We start from the raw sequence: 17,658 nt of genomic DNA, 5'->3' as shown, positions 1-17,658 counted from the left end.
CCAAAGAAGCGGGCGGCCCCCACGGCCACTTCGCCGTGTACGTGAGGAACCCAACCCAGGCGGTCACCGCAGCGCACGCATGGAACCCAGCCCCACGCCCACTTCGCCGCATACGCGAGGAAACCGCCCCACGCGGTACCGGCGCCCGCCGCGGATAAGGTCCCGGGCATGGATGATGCGTGGCGGCGAGATCGGATCGGAAGTGCTCTTCGGGGGGAGAATCCCCTGGTGATCCGGCGCTTGCACGCCGGGTTCGCGGTAAGCGGGGACGTGCAGTTTCTGCCGGGGTATTCCGTGTTGCTCGTGGACGATCCCGCCGTAGGGCGGTTGTCGGAGATGGGGAAGCAGAAACGGCTGGCGTTTCTCAGTGACATGGACCGGCTGGGGGAGGCCGTCGAGCGGGCCTGCCGGCGGTTGGACCCGGCCTTTCGGCGGGTGAATCTGGAGATCCTCGGGAACACCGACGGATTTCTGCACGCGCACGTGTGGCCCCGGTACGAGTGGGAGCCCGCCGAGCTCGTGGGGTTGCCGGTCTGGCTCTATCCGCGGGAGCGGTGGAGCGATCCGGCGTATGCCTTCGGAGCGCGGCACACGGCCCTGCGGGAGGCGATCGGCGAGGAGTTGGACCGGCTGTGAGGCCCGGTCACAGCCGGAGGCCGGTCATGGCCGGGCTCCCGGTCACGGCCGGGAGCCCAATGACGACCAGGGACCCGACCACAGCCCGGAGCCCAATCACGGCCGGAGACCCAATCACGGCCGGGGACCCGATCCCGGCCGGAGACCCGACCACAGCCCGGAGCCCAATCACGACCAGAGACCCGACCACGCACGGAGACCCGACCACAGCCCGGAGCCCAATCACGACCGGAGACCCAATCACGACCGGGGGCCCGACCACAGCCGAGCGACCCGATCACGACCGGAGACCCAATCACGACCGGAGACCCGACCACAGCCGAGCGACCCGATCACGCCCAAGAACCCGGCTGAAAGTAAGGAATCCCCTCGTGGAAAGTGACCTGCAGGGCCATCCCGCCGTGCAGGTCCCCCTCAGTGCAGTGCAGTAGCTGCGTCATCAGGCGGGGCCCCTCCGCCAGGTCGACCACCGCGGCTGTGTAGGGCGTGCGGTCGTTGAACGGGGGGAGGTCGTTGCGGTGGACCACCGACCAGGTGTAGAGGGTTGCCCGGCCGGTGGCCTGTTCCCAGGTGACGTCCTCGCTCCAGCAGTGGGGGCAGAACTCCCGGGGGTAGTGGTGGGCCCGGGCACAGGCGGCGCAGCGGCGTATCAGCAGCCGTTCCTCCGCCGCCGCCTGCCAGTACGTTCCGGTGAAGGCGTCGGCCTCGGGGACGTCGTGGCGCGGGGCGGTCACTGGAACCATCCCAGTGCGTTGTCGAGGGACCAGGTCTGCCAGGACATGGCGAAGAGGGCGACGACCGAGATGAGCGCCATCATCGAGTTCTGCCCCTGCTCCGCCCAGTCGTGGATCATGAGCATGAAGTAGAGCAGGTTGAGGAGCAGGCCGCCCAGCAGGGCGATCGGGGTGAGGAAGCCGGCGATCAGGCCCACCCCCAGGGCCAGCTCCGCGTAGGCCACGACGTAGGCCATCAGCCGTGGCCGTGGGACCACCAGCGACTCGAACCCGGAACGTACCGCCTTCCAGCGGTGCTTGGCGGCCACGTCGACCGCCCATGCGATCCCGCTCCCCTGGAACCACGTCTTCTTGTCCTTGTGCCGCCAGCTCTCCAGCCACCACAGGCCGAGGCCTATGCGCAGCACCGCCAGCCATTCCGCCCCGCCGAGCCAGATCGTGTCCATGGACCACTTCCCCGGGTGCCTGTATCTGACGGTACGTCAGTTCAGCGGATGGCGGGCCGTTGCGCAAGACCGTTGTGCACGCACCGCGGAGCCACGCACGTCGACCACCTCCACCCCTCGCCCCAGCACCAGCCCCAGCACCCCCAGCCCTCTTCACCCCACCGCCCCCACCCCTCTTCGCCCCGGCGACACAACCAGACCGTCTACGCCACCGGTCCCCCGCACCCCTCCTACAGGCGTGATCAATCCGCAACCAATTCCGGTCTTGACCGAGACCCATCAACCTGCGATGTGATTACGCTCCCGCTCATGGCCAACTCCCGTATCCCCGCAGGACACCCCGCCGACCGCCCCGTCTACGTCATCGGCGGCGGCCCGGGCGGACTGGCCGTCGCGTACGCGCTGCGGGCTCGGGGCATACGGGCGGTCGTCCTGGAGAAGTCCGACGGGATCGGCGCCTCCTGGCGACGCCACTACGACCGGCTCCGCCTGCACACCACCCGCCGGCTGTCCGCCCTGCCGGGGCTGCCGATGCCGCGCCGGTTCGGGCGGTGGGTGGCCCGCGACGACGTGGTGCGCTACCTGGAGAAGTACGCCGAGCACCACGAACTGGAGATCGTCACCGGTGTCGAGGTGTCGCGCGTGGAGCGTACGGCCGACGGCACGGGCTGGCTGCTGCACGCCTCCGGCGGGCGCGAGCTGACCGGTGGCGCGGTCGTCGTCGCCACCGGCTTCAACCACACCCCTCGACTGCCCGACTGGCCGGGCCTGGACGGGTACGGCGGCGAGTTCCTGCACGCCGGCCGGTACCGGAACGCCGAGCCCTACGCCGGGCGGGACGTCCTCGTGGTCGGCGTCGGCAACACGGGCGCCGAGATCGCCGTGGACCTGGTGGAGGGGGGCGCGGCGCGGGTGCGGCTGAGCGTCCGTACGACTCCGCACATCGTGCGCCGGTCCACCGCGGGGTGGGCCTCGCAGTACTCCGCCGTGCTGATCCGGCGGCTGCCCGTGGGGCTCGTCGACCGGTTGTGCAGGGCGCAGGCCAGGATCAGTGTGCCGGACCTGTCGGCGCACGGGCTGCCGCGTCCGGACACCGGCCTGTACTCCCGCGCGAAGGCGGGGGCGGTCCCGGTCCTGGACGTCGGTCTGATCGACGCCGTGCGCAAGGGGCGGGTCGAGGTGGTCGCCGCCGTGGACTCCTTCGAGGACGGCAAGGTCGTCCTCGCCGACGGCACCCGCGTAGAACCGGACGCCGTCGTCGCGGCCACCGGCTACGTCCGCGGCCTGGAGGACCTCGTCGGCCACCTGGACGTGCTCGACGGCCGGGGCAGACCGGTCGTACACGGGGCGCGCAGCCCGCAGAACGCCCCCGGCCTGTACTTCACCGGCTTCACCAACCCCATCAGCGGCATGTTCCGCGAGCTGGCGATCGACGCGGAGAAGATCGCGAAGGCGCTGGCGAAGGGTGCCGGAGAGTCGCTGTCCCGGCTCCCGGTCTGACGTAAGAATCCTCAACTCGCCTACGTGCACATCTCGTTACTTCGGAGTCAGTTGTGGCGCGAGAGCTGTACGCCGCCCTCGTGCGGGGTCAGAATGTGAGCACCGCTCAACTTTCCGGCTCCACCCCCTCTCGCCCCGACGGAGGACGCACGTGGCACGCGAAAGACAGCTCCCCCGGTCCCCCCGGCTCTCCCGGCGCTCCCTGCTCGGCGGCGCGGCCGCCGCGGCCGGGGCCGCCGGCCTCTCCACCACCGCCGCCACCGCCGCCACCGCGGCGTCCGCGGCGTCCGCGGCGGCCACCCGCACCGCCGACGTCTGTGTCGTCGGGGGCGGGCTGGCCGGACTCACCGCGGCCCGTGACCTGGTGGCGGGCGGCCGGTCCGTGGTCGTCCTGGAGGCGCGGGACCGGGTCGGCGGGCGGGTGGTGAACCTGAAGCTCGCGAACGGCGGCGTCACCGAGGGCGGCGGCGAGTTCATCGGCCCCACCCAGGACCGCCTCAGGGCCCTCGCCGACTCGCTCGGCGTGGCGACCTTCCCGACGTACAACGCGGGCAAGAACCTGCTCTACAAGGACGGGAAGCGGACGCCGTACGCGACGGACGGCATCCTCGGTTCCGTGCCGCCCGTGGACGCGGCCGGGCTCGCGAACGCCGCGATCGTGCAGTCCCAGCTCGACGGCATGGCCAAGCAGGTGCCGGTCGACGCGCCCTGGACCGCCGCCAAGGCCGCCGAGTGGGACCGGCAGACCTTCGAGAGCTGGCTGAACGCCCACGCCGTCGTGCCTTCGGCCAAGTTCCTGCTCGACGTGGCCTGTACGTCGATCTTCTCGGCGCAGCCGCGCGAACTCTCCCTCCTGTACGTGCTGTACTACATCGCCGCTGCCGGCAACGAGTCCACGGCCGGCACCCTGGAGCGCCTCACCGACACCGCGAACGGCGCCCAGGACTCCCGCTTCGTCGGCGGCTCCCAGCAGGTGCCGATCAAGCTGGCGGCGACGCTCGGGGACCGGGTGGTGCTGGGCGCGCCGGTGCGGTCCGTCGCACGGTCGGGCGGCGCGTACCTGGTCACCGCGGACGGGATCACCGTGACGGCGAGCCGGGTGGTCGTCGCGGTGCCGCCGCCGCTGGCCGCGCGCATCTCCTACGACCCCCTGCTGCCCGCCACCCGCGACCAGCTGTGCCAGCGGTTGCCGATGGGGTCGGTCGGCAAGGCGATCGCCGTGTACGACGCCCCCTTCTGGCGGGCCGACGGCCTGAACGGGCAGGCGGTCAGCGACACCGGTGTCGTCCGGTCGACCTTCGACAACTCGCCGCCCGACGGGTCGTACGGCGCGCTGATGGGCTTCATCGAGGGCGACGAGATGCGGGCGTACGACGCGGCGAGCACGGACGACATCAGGGCCGCCGTGCTGAAGGACTACGCGAACTACTTCGGGGACCGGGCGAAGTCCCCCACCCACTTCGTCGTGCAGCGCTGGGACAACGAGGGCTTCTCGCGGGGCGGCCCGGTCGCGTACGCGCCGCCGGGTGTGCTGACCGGGTACGGGGCCGCGCTGCGCGAGCCGGTGGGCGGGATCCACTGGGCCGGTACGGAGACCTCCACGTACTGGAACGGGTACATGGACGGTGCGGTGCGCTCGGGCGAGCGGGTGGCGAAAGAGGTGCTCGCCGCGCTCTGATCCGGCCGCCCGCGCCACGGGCGTCCGGCCGCCCCCTTCGTGCCGGGTGCGAACTTTGCCCGCGCAGACCAGTTCCTGACATAGCGTCAGTTCAGTAATCTGACACTGTGTCAGTTAAATGAGCAGTCACACAGGAGCGGGCGGAAACGATGCTTGGATCAACCCACGGCACCCTCACCACCGACTCCCGCCGGGCCCGGGTCATCGCCTGCGGCGAGCAGCACCCCGGGCCCGCCGTCCACGGCCGGGCGGCCGACGTGGACGACCTGGACGTGAGCGGGCGGCCGCTCTACTCGGACGTCCCGGATCTGGAGCGCTTCTTCCGGCCCGAGTCCGTCGCCGTGATCGGCGCCTCGGACACGGAGGGCCGGCCGAACACCGGGATCACCCGGCAACTCCTCGACTGGGCCGCCCGGGTGGGGGCGCGGGTGCGCCCCGTGCATCCCACCCGGCCGTCCGTGTTCGGCATCCCCTGCTCCCGTTCGGTCGCCGAACTGCCCGAGCAGATCGACCTCGCCGTACTGCTGGTCGCCGACCCCCTCCCGGTGGTCGAGGAACTCGCCGAGGCCAAGGTGAGGTTCGCCGTCGCCTTCGCCTCCGGGTTCGCGGAGACGGGCGAGGAGGGGGCCGAGGCACAGGCGCGGCTCGCGGCCGCCGTCCGGCGGTCGGGGCTCCGGCTGCTCGGGCCGAACACCAACCTGAACGCCTTCGAGCGGTTCCGGGAGGACCTCCGGGGCCCGGCGATCGCGCTCATCACCCAGTCCGGGCACCAGGGGCGACCCGTGTTCGCCCTCCAGGAGCTCGGCATCCGGCTCTCCCACTGGGCCCCGACCGGCAACGAGGCCGACCTGGAGACCGCCGACTTCATCTCGTACTTCGCCGAGCGGCCCGAGGTCGGCGCCATCGCCTGCTACGTCGAGGGCCTCAAGGACGGCCGCTCCTTCCTGCTCGCCGCCGACCGCGCGGCCCGCCGCCAGGTGCCGGTCGTCGCCGTCAAGGTGGGCCGCACGGAGGTCGGCGCCCGGACCGCCGCCTCGCACACCGGCAAGCTGACCGGGGCCGACGACGTGGTGGACGCGGCGATGCGGCAGTTCGGCGTCGTCCGGGTCGACGGGCTCGACGAACTCCAGGACACCGCCGCCCTGTTGGCGCGGGCCCGGCCGCCGCGCGCCGAGGGCGTGGTCGTCTACTCGATCTCGGGCGGCACGGGCGCGCACGTCGCCGACCTGGCCACCGGGGCTGGCCTGCGGCTCCCGGTCCTGTCCGAGGCCCGGCAGGCCGAGCTGCACCAGTGGATACCCGAGTACCTGAGCGTGGCCAACCCCGTCGACAACGGGGGGCATCCGGTCGGGGACGAACGCGGGCGGAAGATCATCGACTCGATCCTCGACGACCCGGAGGTGGGGGTCCTGATCTGTCCGGTCACCGGCCCCTTCCCGCCGCTGAGCGACCGGCTCGTGCGGGACCTGGTCGACGCGGCGGAGCACACCGACAAGCTGGTGTGCGTGGTGTGGGGATCGCCGGTCGGCACCGAGCCGGCGTATCGCGAGGTGCTGCTCGGCTCCTCCCGCGTGGCCACCTTCCGCACGGTCGGCAACTGCCTCACCGCCGTCCGCGCCTACCTCGACCACCACCGCTTCGTCCGCTCCTACCGCTCCCCCTTCGACGAGGCGCCCCGCACCCCCTCCCCGTCGTTCCGCAAGGTCCGGGACCTGATGCGGCCGGGACAGCAGCTGAGCGAGCACGCGGCCAAGCAGCTGCTGCGCGCGTACGGCATCCGGGTGCCCCGCGAGCAGCTGGTCACCAGCGCGGCGGCGGCCGTCCGGGCGGCCGCGCAGGTCGGCTACCCCGTGGTGATGAAGGCGTCCGGCGCGCAGATCGCCCACAAGACCGAGCTTGGCCTGGTGAAGATCGGGCTGACCTCGGCCAGCCAGGTGCGGGACGCCTACCGCGAGCTGACCGACATCGCCCGCTACGAGGGCGTCTGTCTGGACGGCGTCCTGGTGTGCCAGATGGTCGAGCGGGGCGTGGAGATGGTCGTCGGCGCCACGCACGACGCGCTGTTCGGGCCGACCGTGACCGTCGGGCTGGGCGGGGTCCTCGTCGAGGTGCTGCGGGACGCCGCCGTCCGCGTGCCGCCGTTCGGCGAGGAGCAGGCCCGGGACATGCTCGCCGAACTGCGCGGGCGGGCGCTGCTGGACGGGGTGCGCGGGCGGCCGCCCGCCGACGTCGACGGGCTCGTGGAGGTCGTGCTGCGGGTGCAGCGCATGGCGCTGGAACTCGGGGACGACATCGCGGAGCTGGACATCAATCCGCTCATGGTGCTGCCGCGGGGGCAGGGCGCGGTGGCGCTGGACGCGCTGGTGGTGTGCCGGTGACCGCCCAGGTGGTACAGGTGCGGTTCGAGCGGGTCGCGCACCTCACCCTCAACCGCCCCGAAGCCCTCAACGCCCTCACGCCGGACCAGCGGGAGGAGGTCGTCCGGCTGCTGTCGGAGGCCTCCGCCGACCCGGACGTGGGAGCCGTGGTCCTCACGGGGACGGGACGCGGTTTCTGCGCGGGCGCGGATCTGCGGGGCGGCGGCGCCGGGGCCGGTGCCGGTGCCGGTGCCGGGGAGCGGATCCCCGGCGATGTGGCGCGCACGCTGCGACTGGGTGCCCAGCGGCTGATCGCGGCCGTGCTGGACTGCGAGAAACCGGTGATCGCGGCCGTCAACGGCACGGCTGCCGGGCTCGGCGCCCATCTCGCGTTCGCCTGCGATCTCGTACTGGCCGCCGAATCCGCCCGGTTCATCGAGGTGTTCGTACGACGCGGGCTCGTACCGGACGCCGGCGGCGCCTACCTCCTGCCCCGGCTGATCGGCCCACAGCGGGCCAAGGAGCTGATGTTCTTCGGGGACGCGCTGACCGCGCCGGACGCCGAGCGGCTGGGCCTCGTCAACCGGGTCGTGCCGGACGGGGAGTTGGACAAGACGGCCCGGGAGTGGGCGACCCGGCTGGCGGCAGGGCCGACCCGGGCGCTCGCCCTGACCAAGCAGCTCGTCAACGCGTCCCTCGACGGCGACCGGGCGTCCGCCTTCGCCGCCGAGGCCGCCGCGCAGGAGATCAACATGACGACCGAGGACGCCCGGGAAGGGCTGCGGGCGTTCGTGGAACGCAGGGAGGCTGAGTTCCGGGGGCGGTGAGCGAGGTGGCCGTGGACAGTACGGCTCAGCTCCGGGCCGGCCTGAGGATCGTGGGTTCGCCCCCGTCCAGCTCGCCGAAGATCACGAAGAGTTCGGGGGCGTCCACGCTGCCGCCGAAGGACCAGTGGGTCTCCTCACCGCAGTCCCCCTTCAGACGCAGGCCGATGCCCTCACGGCCGCCGTCGCTCTCGCCGTCCTCGCGCGCCCAGGTGCCGGTGCCGTCGCACCGGACGAACTCCTTTTCCGGCCAGTCGTCGCCGGAAGGCTCGGCCGGCAGCCCGGCAGCCTCGGCGTGCCCGTCCGGGCCCAGCCGCAGGACCGCCCCGTGCGGGCCGTGCCACTCCCCGACGAGCCGGGCGGTGCTGAGCTTCGGGGGCTCGTACTGCTTGATCAGGCCGCTCTCGGTGGCCAGCACCCCGCCGCCGAAGGCCAGGACGAACAGGCCGGCCGAGCCGAGCGCCGCGCGCCACCAGACACCCCACGGCCGCCAGGTGCGCCCGCGGACGTAGGCGACGCCGAGCGTGGGCAGGACGCCCAGCGCGGTCAGCACCCCGACCGTCGTGGTGAGCGGCCAGGAGAACAGCAGGGCGGTCACCGCGCCCCAGACGAGAGCCGGAGCCACCGGGGCCACCAGGTGCCAGAGCCAGGAGGGGCCGCCCAGGCGCCGGGCGGCGAGGCGGGCGAGCACCACCGAGGGCAGGGTCAGGACGAACGTCAGCGCCATGCCCAGCACGGGCAGCAGCAGCGGGACGCCGACCAGGAGGCAGAGCGCGCCGAGGGCACCGCCGTTCCCGGCGCCGTAGTCGTCGCGGCTGAAGCTCTCGATCCACACCAGCAGCACGGCCGCCGGAACCTGGGCCCCGCTCAGCGCGGCCGCCGCGCTCAGTTCGGCGGACGTCCACTTCAGCCCACTGTCACTGAGTCTTTCGCGTATGTTTCCCCACCCCATGGACGCACCCTACGAAGGTGCCCGCGCGGAGCCTGCCGCCACCCTTCCCATCTGACATACCGTCAGCTTCAATGGAGGGGTGATGGGACACGCAGGGGCGGCGGCCGCCGCCGTCCGGTACCTCAGGTCGGCCCCCGGGCCCGTGCAGACGCTGCCGCGCCCAACGTTGCGGTGCGTCGGCGAGGACGAGCGGGCGCCGGTCGCCGAGGGCGACTTCCGGCGCGTGCTCGGGAACTTCGCGACCGGGGTGACCGTGATCACCGCCCCGGCCGCCGAGGGCGAGGACTCCCCGGCCGGCTTCGCCTGCCAGTCCTTCGCCTCCCTCTCCCTCGACCCGCCCCTGGTCATCTTCATGGTGGGCCGTACGTCGACGACCTGGCCGCGCATCGCCCGCGCCGGCGTCTTCTGCGTCAACGTCCTGAACGCCGCCCAGGGCGAGCTGTGCCGCGCCTTCGCGGTGAGCGGCGCGGACAAGTTCGCCGGCGTCCCCTACGACGCCGCGCCGGTCTCCGGCTCCCCGCGCCTGACCGGGACCGCCGCCTGGATCGACTGCACGATCCAGGCCGTGCACACCGGCGGAGACCACCTCATCGTGGTCGGCCGGGTGGACGCCCTGGACACGGGCGAGACCCCCGACGGACCGCTGATGTTCCATCGGGGGAAGTTCAGGCGACTCGACGGGTGAACTCGGGCCTCAGGCCGGCACCACCGCCGCCGCGGCCGTCGGCCGGCGCCTGATCACCAGGGCCATCAGGGCCGCCGCCGCGCACAGGGCGCCGGAGGCGTACCAGACCATGTCGTAGGAGCCGAACGCGTCCCGTGCCACGCCGCCGAGGAAGGCGACGAGGGCCGCGCCCACCTGGTGGGAGGCGAGCACCCAGCCGAAGACGATGGCGCTGTCCTCGCCGTACTGCTCCCGGCACAGAGCCAGCGTGGGCGGGACGGTGGCGACCCAGTCGAGGCCGTAGAAGACGATGAAGAAGATCATCGGCGGGTGCACGCTCGGCGCCAGCAACATGGGCAGGAACAGCAGCGAGATGCCGCGCAGGGCGTAATAAACGGCGAGCAGGCGGCGCGGTTCGAAGCGGTCGGTGAACCAGCCGGAGGCGATCGTGCCGACCACGTCGAACACGCCGATGACCGCGAGCAGCGAGGCCGCCGCCGTGATGGGCATGCCGTGGTCGTGCGCCGCGGGCACGAAGTGGGTCTGGATCAGGCCGTTGGTGGAGGCGCCGCAGATCGCGAAGGTGCCGGCCAGCAGCCAGAAGGGGCCGGTGCGGACGGCGGAGGACAGAACCGTGAGGGCGCGGCGGGCGGCACCGGTGACCGGCTGCGGCTTCGGTACGAACGCGCTCGCGCCGTACGGCTTCACGCCCACGTCGGCCGGGTGGTCGCGCAGCAGCAGCCAGACGAACGGGACGACCGCGAGGGCCGCGAGGGCGACCGTCACGGCGGCCGGACGCCAGTCGTACGTCTCGACCATCCAGGACAGCAGCGGCAGGAAGATCAGCTGGCCGGAGGCGGAGCCGGCGGTGAGGATGCCGCTGACCAGGCCGCGCCGCTCGGTGAACCAGCGGTTGGTGACGGTCGCGGCGAAGGCGAGGGCCATCGAACCGGAGCCCAGTCCGACCAGCAGGCCCCAGCACAGCATCAGCTGCCAGGCCGCCGTCATCCAGACGGTCAGGCCCGAGCCGATCGAGATCACGGTCAGCGCGACCGCGACCACCCTGCGGATGCCGAAGCGGTCCATCAGCGCCGCCGCGAACGGCGCGGTGAGCCCGTACAGCGCGAGGTTGACGGAGACAGCGGCGCCGATGGTGCCGCGCGACCAGCCGAACTCCTGGTGCAGCGGGTCGATGAGCAGGCCGGGCAGCGAGCGGAAGGCCGCCGCGCCGACGATCGTGACGAAGGTGACGGCGGCGACGAACCACGCCCGGTGGATGCGGTTCCTCTTCCTGGCGGGCGGGGCCTGTACGGGGGCTGCGGCTTCGCTTGTCTGGGTCACGACATAAAGCTTCCGTTCCGCGTTCTCTTTCATCGAGTGGCCCGAAGGCCAGCATTGGTTAGGATCGGGCCATGGATCGGACCGCGTTCCACCCGCACCGCGTCGTCGTCCTCGCCCTCGACGGGCTGCTCCCCTTCGAGCTGGGCATCCCGCACCGCATCTTCGGCCGTCCGAAGGACGCCGAGGGACGCCACCTCTACGAGGTCCTCACCTGCTCGATCCGGCCGCCGGGCCCGGTCGAGACGGACGCCGACTTCCACATCCACGTGCCCCACGGCCCGGAGATCCTGGCCACCGCCGACACGGTCGTCGTACCGGCGTCGTACGAGCTCGGCCCGGTCTTCGACGAGGGCGTGCTGACCGACGAACTCGCCGCCGCGCTCGCCCACATCCGCCCCGGCACCCGGCTCGCCGCCATCTGCACCGGCGGCTACGTCCTGGCCGCCGCCGGCTACCTGGACGGCCGCCCGGCGGCCACGCACTGGGCCGACGCCGAACGCTTCCAGCAGGTGTTCCCGCGGATCAAGGTGGACGCGGACGTGCTGTTCGTGGACGACGGCGACGTGCTGACCTCGGCGGGCGTCGCCGCTGGGATCGACCTGTGCCTGCACATCGTGCGCCGCGACCACGGCACCGCGATCGCCAACGAGGTGGCCCGCCGCACGGTCGTGCCGCCGCACCGCGACGGCGGTCAGGCGCAGTACATCCACCGGCCCGTGCCGGACCCCCAGTTGGCCACCACGACCGCCGCCCGCGCCTGGGCGCTGGGCCGGCTGCACGAGCCGATCCAGCTGCGGGACATGGCCGAGCAGGAGTCCATGTCGGTGCGCACCTTCACCCGCCGTTTCCGCGAGGAGGTCGGCATCAGCCCCGGCCAGTGGCTCACCCAGCAGCGCGTCGAACGCGCCCGGCACCTGCTGGAGTCCACCGACCTCTCCGTCGACCAGGTGGCCCGGGACGCGGGCTTCGGCACGGCCCAGTCGATGCGCCAGCACCTACAGGCGGCGCTCGGGGTCACCCCCACCGCGTACCGGCGGACCTTCCGCTCCGGCGGCGCCGAGCGTTACTGCGGTGTCGGCGTCGCCCGCTGAACCGCCCGCGCGCGCCTCGGCACGCCTCTCGCCCCACCAGCCGATCGCCGTGAGCACCAGGGTCAGGGCCACGCCCGCCAGGATCGCCGTCGAGGGGGCGACGACGTCGAGCAGGGCTCCGGCCAGGGAACCGGTGGCGGCGTAACCCGCGCCGACGGCCGCGTACATGACCGAGTAGCCGGCGGCCAGGGCACCCGGCGGGAGGGCCTCGCGCAGGGACAGGTTGCGGGTGAGCATGGCGCCCGACTGGAGCAGGCCGGCCACGGCCAGCGCGGCGGCGACCCCGGGGGCGGCGGGTATCAGCGCGAGCAGGATCAGCGTCGCCGACATCCCGCACATCAGCACGAGGCTGCGCGTCCGCAGCCGTCCCGGCCAGGTCCGCAGCCCGTACAGGAACGCGCCGACGGCCGAGGTCACCGACATCACCGTGAGCAGCGGGCCGGACCAGCCGACGCCGATGCCGCGCTGCTCCAGCAGGGCGGGCAGGACGAGTTCGGCGAGGGCGAGCAGCGACAGGCTCGCCGCGCCCGTGACGTACACCGGCCAAGCGCGGGTCAGGACGCGCAGCCGGGAGCTGCCCTCCTCGTCCTCCCGCGCGTCCGACGCCCAGCCGGCGGGCAGCAGCCACAGGCCCGCCACCGAGGACGCCATCAGGGCGGCTTCGAGCAGCGGTGGGAGCCACGGGGCGACGCCGAGGGCGAGGCCGGTGACGGCGGCCGGGGACAGGGCCCACACCCCGAAGGTGAGCATCGACTCGAAGGACAGCGCCTGGGTCGCCGCGCGCCCCGGGACCAGCGAGGTGAGCAGGGTGCGCAGTCCGCCGGGGGCCGCGGAGGGGCCGGCGCCCGCGAGGAAGGCGAACGCCGCGAGTATGGCGGGGTGTGCGGCGGGCAGCAGGCCGAGGCCGGCGAAGCCGGCGGCTCCGGCGGCGAGGCCCGCGGCCAGGTGGGGGCGGGCGCGGTCGGGCTTCAGACGCATGCCGAGGACGGGGGCGCCGAGGATCTCCCCGATCACGTAGGCGGCGGCGAGGGCCGCGCCCAGGGAGTAGCCGCCGGGGCGTTCCCGGACCAGGAAGACCAGGGCCAGCGGGGCCATGGCCACCGGCATACGGGCACCAATGGCCACGCAGGCCCAGGTCAGGACCTGTTGGGAGGCGACGTCGCGGTAGCTCATGCGATGACGGTAGGGGTCGGCACCGACAGTGGCCGACCGAATTTCCCCCGCCTGTGGACAACTCGGGACGGCCGCCCTCCGCGGCGGCTCAGAACGTGAGCACCCCCCTGGCCACCCGGCCCGCCTCCGCGTCCGCCCGGGCCTTCTCGAAGTCCTCGACCGGGTAGGTTCCGGTCACCAACTCGTCCAGGAGCAGGCGGCCTTGGCGGTAGAGCTCGGCGTACAGGGCGATGTCGCGCTGGGGGCGGGAGGAGCCGTAGCGGCAGCCGAGGATGGACTTGTCCAGGTACATGGCGGAGACGAGGAAGGACGCCTCGGCCGTGGCGGGCGGCACCCCGAGCAGGACCGCCTGGCCGTGGCGGTCGAGGAGGTCGATCGCCTGCCGGATCAGCTCCACCCGGCCCACGCACTCGAAGGCGTGGTCCGCGCCGTTCGGCAGGATCTCCTTCACCCCCTCCGTCGAGGACAGGAAGTCCGTTGCGCCGAACTGCCGGGCCACCTCCTCCTTCGCCGGATTGGCGTCCACCGCCACGATCCGCAGCGCGCCCGCGATCCGCGCGCCCTGGATGACGTTCAGACCGATCCCGCCCGTGCCGATGACCAGCACGGTGTCCCCGCGGTCCACGCGGGCGCGGTTGAGCACGGCCCCCACCCCGGTCAGCACTCCGCAGCCCATCAGCGCGGCAGACGGCAGCGGGATGTCCTTCGGGATCCGCACGGCCTGCACGGCCTTGACGACCGTACGTTCCGCGAAGGCCGAGTTGGAGGCGAACTGGTGGACCGGCCGGCCCGCCCGGCTGAAGGGCCGGCCGGGGCGGCCGATGGCCTGCCGGCACATCGTCGGCCGGCCCCGGTCGCACTCCGCGCACGTTCCGCAGTTCGCGAGCGTGGACAGCGCCACATGGTCGCCGGGCGCGACATGGGTGACGCCCGCGCCGACCGCCGACACCACCCCGGCCCCCTCGTGCCCCAGCACCACGGGCACGGGGAAGGGGATGGTCCCGTCCACCACGGACAGGTCGCTGTGGCACAGCCCCGCCGCGGCGATCGCGACCAGCACCTCCCCGGGCCCCGGATCCCGTACCTCCAGATCGTCCACGACCTGGACCTGCTTGCCGTCGAACAGCACGCCGCGCATCACACGACCCCCTTCGGCTCCCTCGGCAGGCCGAGCACGCGCTCGGCGATGATCGTGCGCTGTACCTGGTCCGAGCCGCCGTAGATGGTGTCGGCCCGGGAGAAGAGGAACAGGTGCTGCGCGGTGTCGAGTCCGTACGGCGCGTCCGGCGACCAGTCGGCCGGCCCGACGCCCGCCGCCGCCCCGCGCACCAGCACCGCCAGCTCGCCGAGCCGCTGGTGCCAGCCCGCCCACAGCAACTTGGCCACACTGGGCGCACCCGGTCCGCCCGAACCGCCCAGGGTGCGCAGGGCGTTCCAGCGCATGGTGCGCAGCTCGGCCCACTGGCGCACGATCCGGTCCCGGACGACCGGGTCGCGGGCGGCACCGGTCGCCACGGCCGTCCGCACCACCGCCGCCAACTCCTCGGCGAAGCCGATCTGCTGGGCGAGCGTGGACACCCCCCGCTCGAAACCGAGCAGGCTCATCGCCACGCTCCAGCCCTGCCCCTCGCCGCCCACCACGTGCTCCACGTGCGCGCGTGCCCCGTCGAAGAAGACCTCGTTGAACTCGCTGGTCCCGGTCATCTGCCGAATCGGCCGGACCTCGACCCGCCCCGGCTGGTCCATGGGCACCAGCAGGAAGCTCAGACCGTGGTGCCGCCGCGATCCGGCGTCCGTCCGCGCCAGCACGAAGCACCAGTCGGCCTCGTGGGCGAGCGAGGTCCAGATCTTCTGCCCGGTGATCCGGAAGTACGGCTCCCCCGCCTCCCGCACGGCCACGGTCCGCACACCCGCCAGATCCGATCCCGCACCGGGTTCGCTGTACCCCTGACACCAGAGTTCGTCACCGGCGGCGATCGGCGGCAGGAACCGGGACTTCTGAGCGTCGGTGCCGTGGACGATCAGGGTGGGGGCGAGCAGGTTCTCCCCGATGTGCCCGGACCGCGGGGGCGCCGGCGAGCGGGCGTACTCCTCGGCCCAGGCGACCTGTTGGGTGAGGGACGCCGTGCGGTTCCCGTACCCGTCCTGGGCCCACCCGAGTCCGATCCAGCCCGCTTTCCCCAGCGCACGTTCCCAGGCACGCCGATCCCGCGCGCCCTGGGCATGCGCCGCCAGCCACGCCCGTACCTCGGCACGAAACGCGTCGTCCTCAGCGGTGAATCCAAAGTCCACGGACGTCTCCTCTCAGCGCCGGTGACATCAGCTACTGGGCGTTGGGCCGCGAGCCTTCCCGGGCCGCGCGTTCCATCGCCGCCAGCTGGGCCAGCATCGGCATCGGATCCACCCCCACCGTCCCCGGCAGGAAGTCCGCTATCCGTTCCGGCGTCCAGGACCCCTCGCAGTAGGCCGAGCGCAGCTCCCGCGGCTGGGCCCACACCGCGATCTTGGGCCCGGCGATCGTGTACACCTGCCCGGTGACCTCCGCCTCGCGGGCCCGCTCGGACAGCAGATAGACCACCAGCGCCGCCACGTCCTCCGGCTCGCCGATCTCCTTCAGCTCCATGGGCACGCCCGCCGACATCCGCGTACGCGCCACGGGGGCCACCGCGTTCGCGGTCACCCCGTACTTGTGCAGACCGAGCGCGGCGCTGCGCACGAGCGAGATGATCCCGCCCTTCGCGGCGCTGTAGTTGGCCTGCGACACCGAGCCCTGGTGGTTGCCGCTGGTGAAGCCGATGAGCGTGCCGGTGCGCTGCGTGCGCATGACCGCCGAGGCGGCCCGGAACACGGTGAAGGTGCCCTTGAGGTGGGTGGCGACGACGGGGTCCCACTCCTCCTCGCTCATGTTGAACAGCATCCGCTCCCGCAGGATCCCGGCCACGCAGACGACCCCGTCGAGGCGCCCGTACGACGACAGGGCGACGTCGACGACCCGCTGCCCGCCCGCCATCGTGGAGATGTCGTCGGCCACGGCGACCGCCTCGCCGCCCGCCGCCTCGATCTCCTTGACGACGGCCTCGGCGACCTCGCTGGTGGGTGAGGTGCCGTCGGTGGACACGCCGTAGTCGTTGACGACGACCCGTGCTCCCTCGGCGGCGGCCGCGAGCGCGACCGCCCGGCCGATGCCGCGACCGGCGCCCGTCACGGCGACGACCTTGCCTGCCAAGAAGTTCCCCACGCCCGGCCCCTTCCCGCGGTTTCTGACGGACCGTTAGATTTTATGGCGCGTCAGACTGCTCAGGACAAGCCCCGGGGAGGGTCCGATGTCACTGCCGGACGAGTTCCATGCCATCGCCAAGCGCGTGAACAACTGGGGCCGTTGGGGGGCGGACGACGAGATCGGCACCCTGAACCTGATCACCGACGAGGTGGTCCGCGAGGCCGTGGCCTGCGTCAGGACCGGCCGGCGCATGCCGCTCGCGCTGCCCCTGCGGCAGGACGGCGTGCAGACCGGGATGATCCCGGGACGGGTCAATCCGCTGCACACGATGGTGCAGATCAACCAGGAGCTCTTCGGTCCGGGGACGGTGGCGTGCAGCGACGACGCCGTGACCATGGGGCTGCAGGCGGCCACCCACTGGGACGCGCTGACCCACGTCTCGCACTCGGGCAGGCTCTACAACGGCCGCCCCGCGCACACCGTGACCGCGCACGGCGGCGCCGAGTTCAGCGGCATCGACAAGGCGCGGCACATCGTCTCGCGCGGGGTGCTGCTCGACGTGGCACGCGCGCGGGGCGTGGACCGGCTCGACGGCGGGCACGCGGTCACCCCGGAGGACCTGGAGGCGGCCGAGGAGCTCGCCGGTACGCGCGTGCGGGCCGGCGACATCGTGCTCGTACGGACCGGGCAGGTGCGGGTGTATCTGGCCGGGGACAAGGACGGGTACGGGTATCCGTCACCGGGTCTGTCGGTGCGTGCCCCGGAGTGGTTCCACGCGCGCGATGTCGCGGCCGTGGCGAACGACACGCTCACGTTTGAGATATTTCCGCCCGAGATCGAGAATCTGTGGCTGCCCGTGCACGCCCTCGACCTGGTGGAGATGGGGATGCTCCAGGGCCAGAACTGGAATCTCGAAGAGTTGTCCACAGCCTGTGGAGAAGTGGGACGGTACGCGTTCCTGCTGTCGGCGATGCCCGAACCGTTCGTGGGGGCGACGGGAACTCCGGTGGCACCGGTGGCCGTCCTCTGACTCCGTCGGGCG

At 72.7% G+C, this 17,658-nt stretch carries 16 protein-coding genes; 8 read left to right on the top strand and 8 right to left on the bottom strand.

Annotated elements, in window-relative coordinates; translation table 11 throughout:
• Positions 1-168: 168 nt before the first annotated feature.
• On the top strand, positions 169-636 hold the full coding sequence (locus ACWGKT_RS41940; RefSeq protein ID WP_356151300.1) for a diadenosine tetraphosphate hydrolase: 468 nt from the start codon (positions 169-171) through the stop codon (positions 634-636).
• A 332-nt stretch (positions 637-968) separates the two neighbouring features.
• Here the strand turns inward: ACWGKT_RS41940 and ACWGKT_RS41935 are convergent, their stop codons facing one another.
• Positions 969-1,379, bottom strand: coding sequence for a Zn-ribbon domain-containing OB-fold protein (locus ACWGKT_RS41935; protein ID WP_453277821.1), 411 nt, complete (start codon positions 1,377-1,379; stop codon positions 969-971).
• On the bottom strand, positions 1,367-1,816 hold the full coding sequence (locus tag ACWGKT_RS41930) for a DoxX family membrane protein (protein WP_453277820.1): 450 nt from the start codon (positions 1,814-1,816) through the stop codon (positions 1,367-1,369). The genes ACWGKT_RS41935 and ACWGKT_RS41930 overlap by 13 nt, the downstream gene beginning before the upstream one ends.
• 309 nt (positions 1,817-2,125) lie before the next feature.
• On the opposite strand from ACWGKT_RS41930, the gene ACWGKT_RS41925 reads away from it, so the two are divergent.
• From ACWGKT_RS41925 to ACWGKT_RS41910, 4 genes are all read left to right on the top strand, one after another.
• Positions 2,126-3,316 (top strand): flavin-containing monooxygenase, encoded by a 1,191-nt coding sequence (locus tag ACWGKT_RS41925; protein ID WP_453277819.1) that lies wholly within the window; start codon positions 2,126-2,128, stop codon positions 3,314-3,316.
• A gap of 151 nt (positions 3,317-3,467) precedes the next feature.
• Positions 3,468-4,994, top strand: coding sequence for a flavin monoamine oxidase family protein (locus ACWGKT_RS41920; protein ID WP_453277818.1), 1,527 nt, complete (start codon positions 3,468-3,470; stop codon positions 4,992-4,994).
• Positions 4,995-5,143: 149 nt separating this feature from the next.
• Positions 5,144-7,372 (top strand): acetate--CoA ligase family protein, encoded by a 2,229-nt coding sequence (locus ACWGKT_RS41915; protein ID WP_453277817.1) that lies wholly within the window; start codon positions 5,144-5,146, stop codon positions 7,370-7,372.
• Positions 7,369-8,178 (top strand): enoyl-CoA hydratase/isomerase family protein, encoded by an 810-nt coding sequence (locus ACWGKT_RS41910; protein WP_453277816.1) that lies wholly within the window; start codon positions 7,369-7,371, stop codon positions 8,176-8,178. The genes ACWGKT_RS41915 and ACWGKT_RS41910 overlap by 4 nt, the downstream gene beginning before the upstream one ends.
• Before the next feature lie 25 nt (positions 8,179-8,203).
• On the opposite strand, the gene ACWGKT_RS41905 is transcribed toward ACWGKT_RS41910, so the two are convergent.
• Positions 8,204-9,127: a hypothetical protein gene (locus ACWGKT_RS41905; protein WP_453277815.1), complete on the bottom strand. Its 924-nt coding sequence runs from the start codon at positions 9,125-9,127 to the stop codon at positions 8,204-8,206.
• A gap of 82 nt (positions 9,128-9,209) precedes the next feature.
• On the opposite strand from ACWGKT_RS41905, the gene ACWGKT_RS41900 reads away from it, so the two are divergent.
• Positions 9,210-9,812 carry a flavin reductase family protein gene (locus tag ACWGKT_RS41900; RefSeq protein WP_453277814.1) on the top strand — a complete coding sequence of 201 codons (603 nt, stop codon included), beginning with the start codon at positions 9,210-9,212 and terminating at the stop codon, positions 9,810-9,812.
• A gap of 9 nt (positions 9,813-9,821) precedes the next feature.
• On the opposite strand, the gene ACWGKT_RS41895 is transcribed toward ACWGKT_RS41900, so the two are convergent.
• On the bottom strand, positions 9,822-11,132 hold the full coding sequence (locus ACWGKT_RS41895) for an MFS transporter (RefSeq protein WP_453277813.1): 1,311 nt from the start codon (positions 11,130-11,132) through the stop codon (positions 9,822-9,824).
• Between the two features lie 71 nt (positions 11,133-11,203).
• Between ACWGKT_RS41895 and ACWGKT_RS41890 the strand changes: the two genes are divergently transcribed.
• A complete protein-coding gene (locus ACWGKT_RS41890) occupies positions 11,204-12,223 on the top strand; it encodes a GlxA family transcriptional regulator (protein ID WP_453277812.1) in 1,020 nt (339 codons plus the stop codon).
• Here ACWGKT_RS41890 and ACWGKT_RS41885 read toward each other — a convergent pair.
• The 4 genes from ACWGKT_RS41885 to ACWGKT_RS41870 form a co-directional block, all read right to left on the bottom strand.
• A complete protein-coding gene (locus ACWGKT_RS41885; RefSeq protein ID WP_453277811.1) occupies positions 12,128-13,396 on the bottom strand; it encodes an MFS transporter in 1,269 nt (422 codons plus the stop codon). The genes ACWGKT_RS41890 and ACWGKT_RS41885 overlap by 96 nt on opposite strands.
• A gap of 88 nt (positions 13,397-13,484) precedes the next feature.
• Positions 13,485-14,534, bottom strand: coding sequence for a Zn-dependent alcohol dehydrogenase (locus ACWGKT_RS41880; protein WP_453277810.1), 1,050 nt, complete (start codon positions 14,532-14,534; stop codon positions 13,485-13,487).
• On the bottom strand, positions 14,534-15,688 hold the full coding sequence (locus tag ACWGKT_RS41875) for an acyl-CoA dehydrogenase family protein (protein ID WP_453277809.1): 1,155 nt from the start codon (positions 15,686-15,688) through the stop codon (positions 14,534-14,536). The genes ACWGKT_RS41880 and ACWGKT_RS41875 overlap by 1 nt, the downstream gene beginning before the upstream one ends.
• A 31-nt stretch (positions 15,689-15,719) precedes the next feature.
• A complete protein-coding gene (locus tag ACWGKT_RS41870; RefSeq protein WP_356151329.1) occupies positions 15,720-16,634 on the bottom strand; it encodes an SDR family NAD(P)-dependent oxidoreductase in 915 nt (304 codons plus the stop codon).
• Positions 16,635-16,719: 85 nt separating this feature from the next.
• On the opposite strand from ACWGKT_RS41870, the gene ACWGKT_RS41865 reads away from it, so the two are divergent.
• The gene (locus ACWGKT_RS41865) at positions 16,720-17,646 is read left to right on the top strand and encodes a cyclase family protein (protein WP_453277808.1); all 927 of its coding nucleotides are present in this window, start codon (positions 16,720-16,722) and stop codon (positions 17,644-17,646) included.
• Positions 17,647-17,658 lie beyond the last annotated feature (12 nt).

The sequence above is a fragment of the Streptomyces sp. NPDC054794 genome, from assembly GCF_053611585.1.
The sequence above is the reverse complement of the archived record's forward strand: the minus strand, read 5'-3'. Positions and strand labels throughout refer to the sequence as shown.